The 9,519-nt window shown below is 69.2% G+C and carries 8 protein-coding genes; 2 read left to right on the top strand and 6 right to left on the bottom strand.

Annotated elements, in window-relative coordinates:
• Positions 1–86 precede the first annotated feature (86 nt).
• Positions 87–1,736: a hypothetical protein gene (locus tag G361_RS0130410; RefSeq protein WP_026343692.1), complete on the top strand. Its 1,650-nt coding sequence runs from the start codon at positions 87–89 to the stop codon at positions 1,734–1,736.
• 7 nt (positions 1,737–1,743) lie between these two features.
• Here G361_RS0130410 and rsgA read toward each other — a convergent pair whose 3' ends face one another.
• From rsgA to G361_RS0130395, 3 genes are read right to left on the bottom strand one after another with little or no spacing between them, the layout of a single operon-like run.
• Positions 1,744–2,907: a ribosome small subunit-dependent GTPase A gene (gene rsgA / locus G361_RS0130405; RefSeq protein ID WP_026343691.1), complete on the bottom strand. Its 1,164-nt coding sequence runs from the start codon at positions 2,905–2,907 to the stop codon at positions 1,744–1,746.
• Positions 2,904–4,196: a 3-phosphoshikimate 1-carboxyvinyltransferase gene (gene aroA / locus G361_RS0130400; RefSeq protein WP_036495606.1), complete on the bottom strand. Its 1,293-nt coding sequence runs from the start codon at positions 4,194–4,196 to the stop codon at positions 2,904–2,906. The genes rsgA and aroA overlap by 4 nt, the downstream gene beginning before the upstream one ends.
• A 39-nt stretch (positions 4,197–4,235) precedes the next feature.
• Positions 4,236–5,744, bottom strand: coding sequence for an aldehyde dehydrogenase family protein (locus G361_RS0130395; protein ID WP_019930918.1), 1,509 nt, complete (start codon positions 5,742–5,744; stop codon positions 4,236–4,238).
• Positions 5,745–5,923: 179 nt separating this feature from the next.
• Here G361_RS0130395 and G361_RS0130390 point away from each other — a divergent pair, with 179 nt between their 5' ends.
• Positions 5,924–6,715 (top strand): SOS response-associated peptidase, encoded by a 792-nt coding sequence (locus G361_RS0130390; RefSeq protein WP_036496070.1) that lies wholly within the window; start codon positions 5,924–5,926, stop codon positions 6,713–6,715.
• 88 nt (positions 6,716–6,803) lie between these two features.
• On the opposite strand, the gene G361_RS0130385 is transcribed toward G361_RS0130390, so the two are convergent.
• The 3 genes from G361_RS0130385 to G361_RS0130375 form a co-directional block, all read right to left on the bottom strand.
• Complete coding sequence (locus tag G361_RS0130385) at positions 6,804–7,097, bottom strand: hypothetical protein (protein ID WP_019930916.1); 294 nt, start codon at positions 7,095–7,097, stop codon at positions 6,804–6,806.
• A 159-nt stretch (positions 7,098–7,256) separates the two neighbouring features.
• On the bottom strand, positions 7,257–8,876 hold the full coding sequence (locus tag G361_RS0130380) for an MDR family MFS transporter (RefSeq protein ID WP_081635696.1): 1,620 nt from the start codon (positions 8,874–8,876) through the stop codon (positions 7,257–7,259).
• Positions 8,877–8,941: 65 nt separating this feature from the next.
• Entirely contained in the window at positions 8,942–9,469 is a 528-nt protein-coding gene (locus G361_RS0130375; protein ID WP_019930914.1) for a MarR family winged helix-turn-helix transcriptional regulator, read from the bottom strand.
• Positions 9,470–9,519: the final 50 nt, after the last annotated feature.

Below are 9,519 nucleotides of genomic sequence, written 5' to 3'. Positions count from 1 at the left end.
GCCTCCCATCGGCGGGAATGCCGGACAATCGTTCCCATCGGCACAGGTGACCGCACGGTAGCGAGCCGATCGAGGAGAGTGCGACGTTGGCGGACCTGCTGTGGATGGACGAGGGCGAGATGCAGGCGGCGATCGCTCGCCTGCGGCAGGTGGCCGAAGACGGCTCCCGGACGGTCTCGGCGCTGCAGCAGCAGCTGGATACCGAGGGTGCCCCCTGGGGTGACGACGAAACCGGGAAGAAGTTCGCGGAAACCTATGTGCCGGATGCCGAAAAGGGCATCGAGAACATGCAGAATCTGATGTCCGGTCTACGGTCGCTGAGCTCCCAGGCGGAGCAGGCCATGGAAGCTCTTGCCCGGCAGGATGTCTCGTCGGCGCCGACGATCGCCGGCGTGAATTATCCGGGAGCCGTGCCGATTTCGCCGGGAACGAGCCCGGCTCGAGCCGCGGGGTCCACGGTTCCGGGAGCGGTCGGCGGCTCGAACTCCGCCGGCACGACCGCGCCGCCGGCGACCGCGCCGGGATACGGATCCACGACGCCGGCACCGGGAACGGCCTCGGCGTCACCGTCGGCGGCGGCCGGGGGACAGCCGGCGGCCGCGCAGTCGCCGGACACCCGGCAGCCGAATGCCGAACAACCGGGAGCGCGGCAACCCGGATCCGGGCAACCGGGATCCGGGCAACCGTCCGACGGCGGCCCGGGAGCATCGCCGGGCGCCGAACCCGGGACGCCCGGATCCTCTTCCGCGCCTTGGACTCCCAGTGCCGCCAAGGCCGCGCCGACGGCCTCCTCGACGCCGACCGCCGGGGCCGGTTCCACCCCGGGAAAAGACTCGGCGGCGCAGCCCGGCGCGCAGTCGTCCGGCGGGCCGGCCGGCCGGAATTCCACCGGCACTCCGTGGTCGAAAGCGGGTGGCGGTCCGATCGAAGGCGAGCAGCCGCCACGGGTGTCGCCACCGAACCGGAAGGATCGCCCGCCCCGGCCCGGGAAATCCGACACCCCGGAGCGGGACACCCGGCGGAAACGGCCGGTCGACGCCGGGCCCGCGAAGCAGAAAGCACCCGATCCCGAAGTGCTGGAACTGATCCGGGAGATGGCCGCCCGGCATCGACTGCTGATCGAAGGCTTCGAGTCGTGGTGGATCGGGATCGACGCGGCCGAAAACCTGGTGGCCGTGATCGATCACATGGTGCCCCGGTTCCCGGACATCCTGCGGGGCATCGCGATCGCGCAACGGCCGGGTGCGCGGTCGAGGATCGACTCGGCCGACCGGCCCGGGAACCGTCCCGCGCTGTGGCTGGTTCTGGATCCCGACGGCATGGCCGACCCGCGGCGGTTGCTGCACGGTGCCCCCGTGGTGGCCGAATTGAGCGACAAGCACGAGGCCGATCCGATCCGGGTGACGGTGGTCCGGGAATTCGGCCGTGCGCTCGACCTGATCGCCGGACCACCGGCGCGGCGCGCGGCACAGCGAACCCTGTTGCTCGAATTCCTGCGGATCAGCGGAGCGCGGCGGGATTCGGTGCAGCGCATGATCACCGAATACCGTGGCTGGCGAAGCGAACTCGGCGATCATTGCTTCGCCGACGGCGTACTCGATCCCGCGGCCGCCCTGGTGAATGCCTTCGCGGAGGTCGAACTCGGCGAGCCGCGGCAGGCCCATCCGGCGGCCCGCGCGCTGCACCGCCTGCTCACCTCCGTGGCGGAGCAGCGCGCTGCCACCGCGTCCGACTGAGGGTTGCTCAGCCCCCGGTCATCCAGGGGTCGTTGGACTTCAACGCGGCCAGCAGCAGCCGGACTGCCGCGACTCGCCGTTGTTTCCCGGGCAATTCGTCCAGCGCGCATTCCGGATCGGCCGGCGGGCCCAGATGGGTACAGCCGCGCGGGCAGTCCTCGATGGCGTCGGACAGATCCGCGAAGGCGTGGATGACATCGTCGGCGGTGATGTGCGCCAGGCCGAAGGACCGGATCCCCGGCGTGTCGATCACCCAGCCGCCCCCGGGCAGCGGCAGCGCCACCGACTGCGTCGAGGTGTGCCGCCCCTTGCCCACCCCGGACACCTCGCCGACCGCTCGTTCCGCGTCCGGCACCAGGCGATTCACCAGCGTCGACTTACCCACCCCGGAATGGCCGAGCAGCGCGGTGAGCTTGTCGTGCAACAACTCCCGGATCGGCTGCAGCGGATCCTCGCGTCCGCCGTGCACGATGGTGAGGTCGAGATCGGTGAATTCCGCGGCGAATTCGGATTCGCCCGCCAGATCGTGTTTGGTCAGGCACAGAATCGGTTGCAGCCCACCGGCATACGCGGCCGCCATGGCGCGCTCCACGAATCCGGTGCGTGGCGGCGGATCCGCCAGCGCCACCACGATGAACAGCTGCTCGGCATTGCCGACCACCACCCGCTCGAACGGATCGGTGTCATCGGCGGTGCGGCGCAACACCGTTCGCCGCTCGGCCACCCGCACGATCCGGGCCAGGGCATCCGGCTTGCCCGACAGGTCGCCCACCAGATCCACCTGGTCACCGACCACGATCGGCGTGCGCCCCAACTCCCGTGCGCGCATCGCCACCACCCGCCGATAGCCGTCGGGTACGCCCGGAATCGAGACGGTCGCCGAATCCGCATCGTCGGCCGCGAGCGTGTGAGCCGACGTCTCGGCGCCGGGCGCATCTGCCGGGTCGGTGTCGCCCGCGTGTGCCGAGTCGGCCTCGGCCACAGGCTCATCGGCGATGTCCGAGGTGCCGCCGAGCGAGTCCGTGAGCACACAGCTCCACCGCCCCCGGTCGACGGCGACGACCATGCCCGGCACCGCGTCCCGGTGTTCGGGCCGGGTCTTGGTGCGGGGCCGCGAGCCTCGGCCCGGGCGGACCCGGGCGTCGGACTCGTCGTACTCGCGCCGCTTCAGGAGGTGGATCCCGTCAGCATGCCCTCCCAGAGCTCCACGAAATTCGGCAGCGTCTTGCCCGTGGTACCGATGTCCTCGATCCGCACGTTCGGCACCACCAGCCCGAGAATCGCTCCGGCGGTGGCCATCCGGTGATCGGCGTAGGAGTGCCAGTCACCGCCGGACAGCGCCTTCGGCTCGATGTAGAGCCCGTCGTCGGTCTCGTCGACCTTGCCGCCGAGCCGGTTGATCTCGGTGGCCAGCGCGGCCAGCCGATCGGTCTCGTGCCCGCGCAGGTGCGCGATACCGCGCAGCCGCGACGGCGAATCCGCCAGGGCCGCAAGGGCCGCCACCGTCGGCGTCAGCTCGCCCACGTCGTGCAGGTCGATGTCGATGCCCGCCAGCCGTTCCGGGCCGCGCACCACCAGCTTGCCGTCGCCGCGGCGCGCCTCCGCACCCATCCGCACCAGGATCTCCCGGATCACGTCGCCGGGCTGGGTGGTCAGCTGCGGCCAGTGCGGCACGGTGACCTCGCCGCCGGTCACCGCGGCCGCCGCCAGGAACGGCGTCGCATTCGACAGATCCGGCTCGACCTCCCAGTCGACGCCGTGGATCGGGCCCGGCGTCACCGTCCAGATCTGCGATTCGCGCGGGTCGGTCGGCGCCTCGACCCGCACATCGGCCTGGCGCAGCATCTGCACGGTCATCTCGATATGCGGCATCGAGGGCAGCGGCGCGCCCTGGTGATGGATGGTCAGGCCCTGCTCGAACCGCGCCGCCGACAGCAGCAGGCCCGAGACGAACTGCGACGATCCGGACGCGTCGATCTGCACCTGCCCGCCGGTCACCGCGCCCGTCCCGTGCACCACGAACGGCAGCGAATCCCCGTCGATGTCGACCCCGAGCCCGCGCAGCGCCTGCAGGATGGTGCCGAGCGGGCGCAGCTTGGCCTGTTCGTCGCCGAAGAACGCCACATCCCCGTGCGCCAGCGCCGCCACCGGCGGCACGAAGCGCATCACGGTACCCGCCAGCCCGCAGTCGACGGTGGCGCTGCCGAGCGTCGCCGGGGTCACGGTGAGTTCGTCACCCTCGCCCTCGATCCCGGCTCCCATGGATCGCAGCGCGGCGAGCATGAGGTTGGTGTCGCGACTGCGCAGGGCGCCGCGGATGGTCGAGGGGCGATCGGCAAGTGCGGCCAGGATCAGCGCCCGATTGGTGATCGACTTCGACCCGGGCAGGGTGACGGTCGCACGAACGGGACTGCCGGCATGGGGGGCGGGCCAGAAACTCACCCCACCATCTTTACCCATCAACCGGTCATCCAACCCATACGGTCCCGAACCAGCGCGTCACTTGTGCCGTCCGTGGATCAGCGGGATCACCCGGCGCAGCAGCTTCATGGTCGACGCGGTCCGGGTGTAGCTCATCAGGGCCATACCCGGAATCGTGAACCGCTGCACCGCGATCGAGTGCGCGCGGCTGAATTCCAGCAGGCCCGGCGCGCCGTGGATGCGGCCGATGCCCGAGTCGCCGACCCCACCGAAGGGCAGCGCGGAGATGGCGGCGAAGCCGAGCACCGAATTCACCGAGGTCGCGCCGACCCGCAGGCGGCGGGCGATCTCCAACCCGTGCTTACGGGACCAGACCGCCGAGCCCAGGCCGTAATTCGAGCTGTTGGCCAGTTGTACGGCCTCGTCGACGCCGCTGACCGTGCGGATGGTCACGGTCGGGCCGAAGGTCTCCTCGGCGACCGCGGCGGAATTCTCGTCGACGTCGACCAGTACGACCGGGTCGATATAGGGGGGATGTACCGATTCGGGGCCGCCGAGGACGGCCTTGCCGCCGTCCTTCAGCGCGTCCTCGATGTGCTTGCGGACGATGTCGATCTGGCTGGGCATCGTCATCGGGCCGTACGAGGCCCCCGCGTCCGAACCGGGCCGCACATTCGACAGGATGCGCGTGACCTCCGCGACGAATGTGTCGCTGATCGACCGGTCGACGTAGACGCGCTCGACACCGGCGCAGGTCTGGCCGCTGTTCATGGTGGCGCCGTACGCGACCGAATCGGCGGCCGCGGTGATGTCGGCGTCGGCCGCGACGATGACCGCGTCCTTCCCGCCGCATTCGAGCAGTACCGGGGTCAGATCGGCGGCCGCGGCGGCCATGATCTTCTTACCGGTGGCGGTGGAACCGGTGAAGGCGATCTTGTCGACCCCGGCGTGCACCAGCGCGGCGCCGGTCGCGCCGTACCCGTTGATCGTGACGAAGACGCCGTCGGGCAGTTCCGGATTGGCCTCGGCGAACAGCGCGGCCAGAAAGTTTCCGATGGTGGTGGAATATTCGCTCGGCTTGAACACCACGGTATTGCCCGCGGCGAGCGCGTACGCGATCGAACCGTTCGGGGTGTAGACCGGATAGTTCCACGGGCCGATGATTCCGACGACACCCAGCGGGCGATAGTCCAGATGGGCCGCGAAATTGGACATCAGCGGGCCGGTCGGGACCCGCTTCGACTTCAGCACCTGTTCGGCGTTCTTGGCCGCCCACGAGATGTGCTCGAGCGCCAGCATCAACTCCAGGAAGGCGTCGTCGCGCGGCTTGCCGTTCTCCCGGTGGATCAGATCGGAGAATTCCTCGGCCCGCGCCGTGATCCGGCTCGCCCAGCGCAGCAGATATTTCTTGCGCTGGTCGAAGCTCAGTTCGCCCCAGGTGGCCGCGGCGGCGCGGGCCTTGGCCACGGCCGCGTGGACCGCCTGTTCGTCGGCGACGGGATGGGTGGCGACGGTGTCACCGGTGGCCGGATCCACCGACGTCAGAATCGAGGTATCCGGCGCGGTGACAGATTCGGTGGTGGACATGCGGCATCCCCTTTTTGCGACGACGTCGGCTACGACGATGTTGGCTCGAAACTCCCACACCATAGAAGTGATGTCAACCGCCCGCAGATGCATTTCCGGCCATTCTCGCGGACCGCTTTCCGGCACCGCGCGGATGCGGTCGGCCGACTCGTCCGGCATCCGGTGGCAGCATGGAACTCATGTGCGGCAGATACGCGACCACCACCAACCCGGCCCGGCTGGCCGCCGAACTCGACGCCCTGGACGAGACCGGCGACCGGCCCGACTCGAAATACGCGGGTCCCAATTACAACGTGGCGCCCACCAATCAGGTGCTCACCGTGGTCGAACGCCACGATCGTGACCACGCCGACGACGATCCGCGGCTGCGCGTCCGGCGGATGCGCTGGGGCCTGATCCCGGTCTGGGCCAAGGCGGGGGAGCCGGGCGTGCCCGCCAAGGGGAAGCCGTTGTTCAACGCGCGCGCCGATACCGCCGCGACGACCGCGTCCTTCCGGGACGCGGTGAAGAAGCGGCGCTGTCTCGTGCCGATGGACGGCTGGTACGAATGGGTGGTCGAGGGCGATTCCGACGCCAAGGGCAAGGCCGTCAAGCAGCCTTACTACATGGCCCACGCCGACGGCTCCCCGCTGTTCATGGCCGGTCTGTGGTCGGTCTGGCGCGATCGCGACCATCCGGATCTCGCGCCGATCATGTCCTGCACGATCCTGACCACCGACGCGGTCGGCGAGCTGACCCACATCCACGACCGCATGCCGCTGCCGATGCCGCGCGAGCACTGGTCGGCCTGGCTGGACCCGGATCACCCGGCCCCGCACGAACTGCTGGAAACCCCTGCGCCACAAGCGGTTTCGGATATCCTCGCCCGTCCGGTATCGCCGTTGGTGAACAGCGTCCGCAACAACGGCCCGGAACTGCTGACCCCGCCGGCCGGCGGTGGTCCGGCGAGCGAGCAGCTCAGTATCCTCTAGATCCGCCGGCGCCACGAACACGGATGCCCGGCGCGATACGCGCCGGGCATCGCCGGATCGGGTGTGCGGCCGATCGTGGTTCAGCCGTTCACAATTCGCATTTCATACTCGGCGTCACGATGTTGAGGGCGCACTTGAACAGGCTCGCGCCCAGATCCATCGTCTTGCTGAGCGCGTTGTTGCCGAGCTTCTCGGCCTTCTCCGGCGCCTTCTCGAGCCGCTTGTCCTGCGGCGGCTGCTGTTGTTGCGGCTGGCCGGGCGGGGCCTGGCCGTCGCCGAGCGGGAACTGATTGTCGGCCAGGGCGGCGCCGGATCCCAGCGCGAGGATCACACCGCCGGCAACGGCGACGACCATGGTGCGGAAACGCGGTCGGCCGGACATTCTCGCATCACATCCTCACATTCGAGACGAATCTGGCCCGCCAAGTAACGCACCCCGGCTGTGCGTTCGCGGTGATTTGCCTGTGTACCCGGCGTGTCCGAGGTACGCACGGCAGCGCCCCGCCGTTGCGGGAACGGCGGGGCGCGGCGGTACGAGGGCTCAGGCCGTGGCGACCGGCTCGGGCTTCGTCTCCGCGCTGGCCTGGATCCCGCCCGAGGTCCGCAGCGGGACCTCCTTCCAGAACAGCACCAGGACCAGGGCGATCAGCCCCATCCCCGACACCGACAGGAACACCGGCGACAGCGATTCCGCGAAGCCCACCTTGAACGGCCGGGCCAGCGTCGGATTCAGTTGCTGGATCACCGAACTGTCGCTGAGCACGCCGGCCGCGGCCGAGGTGTCGTGCGAGGCCAGGCCCTTCGACAGCGCGGCATCCGCCGGATTGTCCGAGTGCAGCCCCGCGGCGATGGCCTGCTGATAGGCGGGCTGGGCCGCCGAGGCGCGCAGCTCGTCACCGATGTTCGGCGACAGCTGGGCGAACAGGATGGACAGGAACACCGCGACGCCCAGGGTGCCGCCGATCTGCCGGAAGAAGGTGGCCGAGGCGGTCGACACACCCATATCCTTCGGCGGCAGCGCGTTCTGCAGCGCCATCACCAGCGGCTGCATCAGGTTGCCGAGGCCGAAGCCGGTGATCGCCATGAAGATCATCACCAGCCACAGGTGGCTGTCGGCGTCGATGTAGTGCATGAGGAACAGGCCGACGGTGATCAGCACCGCGCCGATACGCGGGAAGATCATGTACCGGCCGGTCCGGGCGATGGTCTGACCGGCGACGATCGAGGCCGACATCATGCCGAGCACCATCGGCAGCATCTCCAGGCCCGCCATGGTCGGGCTGGCCCCGCGCACCACCTGCAGGTACTGCGGCAGCAGGCTGATGCCGCCGAACATGCCCGCGCCGACGACGAAGGAGATGACCACGCCGAGCGCGAAGGTCTTGTTCTGGAACATCCGCAGCGGGATCAGCGCGGCGTCACCGAGCCGCGACTCCACCCACACGAAGGCCGCCACACCGATCACGCCGATCACGTAGCAGGCGATGGAACTCGCACTGCCCCAACCCCATTCGCGGCCCTGTTCGGCCACGACGAGCAGCGGGACGATGCCGACGATCAGGATCAGCGTGCCCCACCAGTCGATGCGCACGCCCGGCTTCGACCGCTTCGGCAGGTGCAGCACCCGGGTGACCACGGCGAACGCGATCAGGCCCAGCGGCACGTTGACCAGGAACACCCAGCGCCAGCCGGAGATCCCGAGGATCTCGGCCTGTCCGGAGAACAGGCCGCCGAGCACCGGCCCGATGACGCTCGAGGTACCGAACACGGCGAGGAAGTAGCCCTGGTAGCGGGCGCGTTCCCGCGCGCTCACGATATCGCCCATGATGGTCAGCGCCAACGAGAACAGGCCACCGGCGCCGAGGCCCTGGAACGCGCGGAACGCGGCCAGCTCGTACATCGAGGTGGAGACCGTGCACAACACCGATCCGGCCACGAAGATCGTGATCGCCGCGAGGAAGAACGGTTTGCGCCCGAACATGTCCGACAACTTGCCGTACAGCGGGGTGCTCAGCGTCGAGGTGATGAGGTAGGCGGTGGTGACCCACGCCTGCGCCGAATACCCGTGCAGGTCGTCGGCGATGGTGCGGATCGAGGTGGACACGATGGTCTGGTCGAGGGCGGCCAGCAGCATGCCGAGGATCAGGCCGCTCATGATCATGAGCACCTGTCTGTGGGTGAAACCGGCGCTGTTGACGCCGGGTTCGTTGACGGTGGTTGCCGTAGTCACGAAACCTTCTCCGGTGCGGTCGTTTTCGAGTCGGGATTCTGCGGAGCGAATTTGAGAGCGAGCAGGTCGGTCCGGGCGGCCTCGAAGTCGTCGACGAAACGACGCAGCAGGCGGGCGAGCTGTTCGCGGTCGTCCCCGGTCCAGGTGCCGAGGATCCGGTCGATCGCCTCGTTGCGCAGGGCGCGGATCCGGCCGGCCTTCTCCCGACCGGCGGCGGTCACGGCCAGGACGCTGACCCGGCCGTCGGCGGGATCGGCCCGCCGTTCGATCAGGCCCTTCTTGACCAGGCCGGCGACCTGGCGGCTGATCGTGGAGGCATCCGAGTGCAGTGCGTCGGCCAGTGCGCCGGAGCGCATCGGACCCTCGTGCAGCAGCCGGAACAGGATGCCGTAGGCCGAGGTCTCGATCTCACCGTGCGAGGCCGCGGCGATCTGTGAGCTGGTGTGGTCGCGGATGCGGCCCAGCCGGATGAGCTGCTGGGCGATGACGTCGATCGCGTCGCTGCCGTCCATGGGGACCGTCACCTCCTTGCATTGATCAACTTGTTAGCGTCGGTCAATCAATTGTGTACACC

The organism is Nocardia sp. BMG111209, from assembly GCF_000381925.1.
Taxonomy (GTDB): Bacteria; Actinomycetota; Actinomycetes; order Mycobacteriales; family Mycobacteriaceae; genus Nocardia.
The sequence above is the reverse complement of the archived record's forward strand: the minus strand, read 5'-3'. Positions and strand labels throughout refer to the sequence as shown.

Excerpts from the sequence above, each read along its gene's own strand:
- aroA (WP_036495606.1), bottom strand. The coding sequence starts at position 4,196 with ATGGGTAAAGATGGTGGGGTGAGTTTCTGGCCCGCCCCCCATGCCGGC.
- G361_RS0130395 (WP_019930918.1), bottom strand. The coding sequence starts at position 5,744 with ATGTCCACCACCGAATCTGTCACCGCGCCGGATACCTCGATTCTGACG.
- G361_RS0130390 (WP_036496070.1), top strand. The coding sequence starts at position 5,924 with ATGTGCGGCAGATACGCGACCACCACCAACCCGGCCCGGCTGGCCGCC.
- G361_RS0130385 (WP_019930916.1), bottom strand. The coding sequence starts at position 7,097 with ATGTCCGGCCGACCGCGTTTCCGCACCATGGTCGTCGCCGTTGCCGGC.
- G361_RS0130380 (WP_081635696.1), bottom strand. The coding sequence starts at position 8,876 with ATGATCATGAGCGGCCTGATCCTCGGCATGCTGCTGGCCGCCCTCGAC.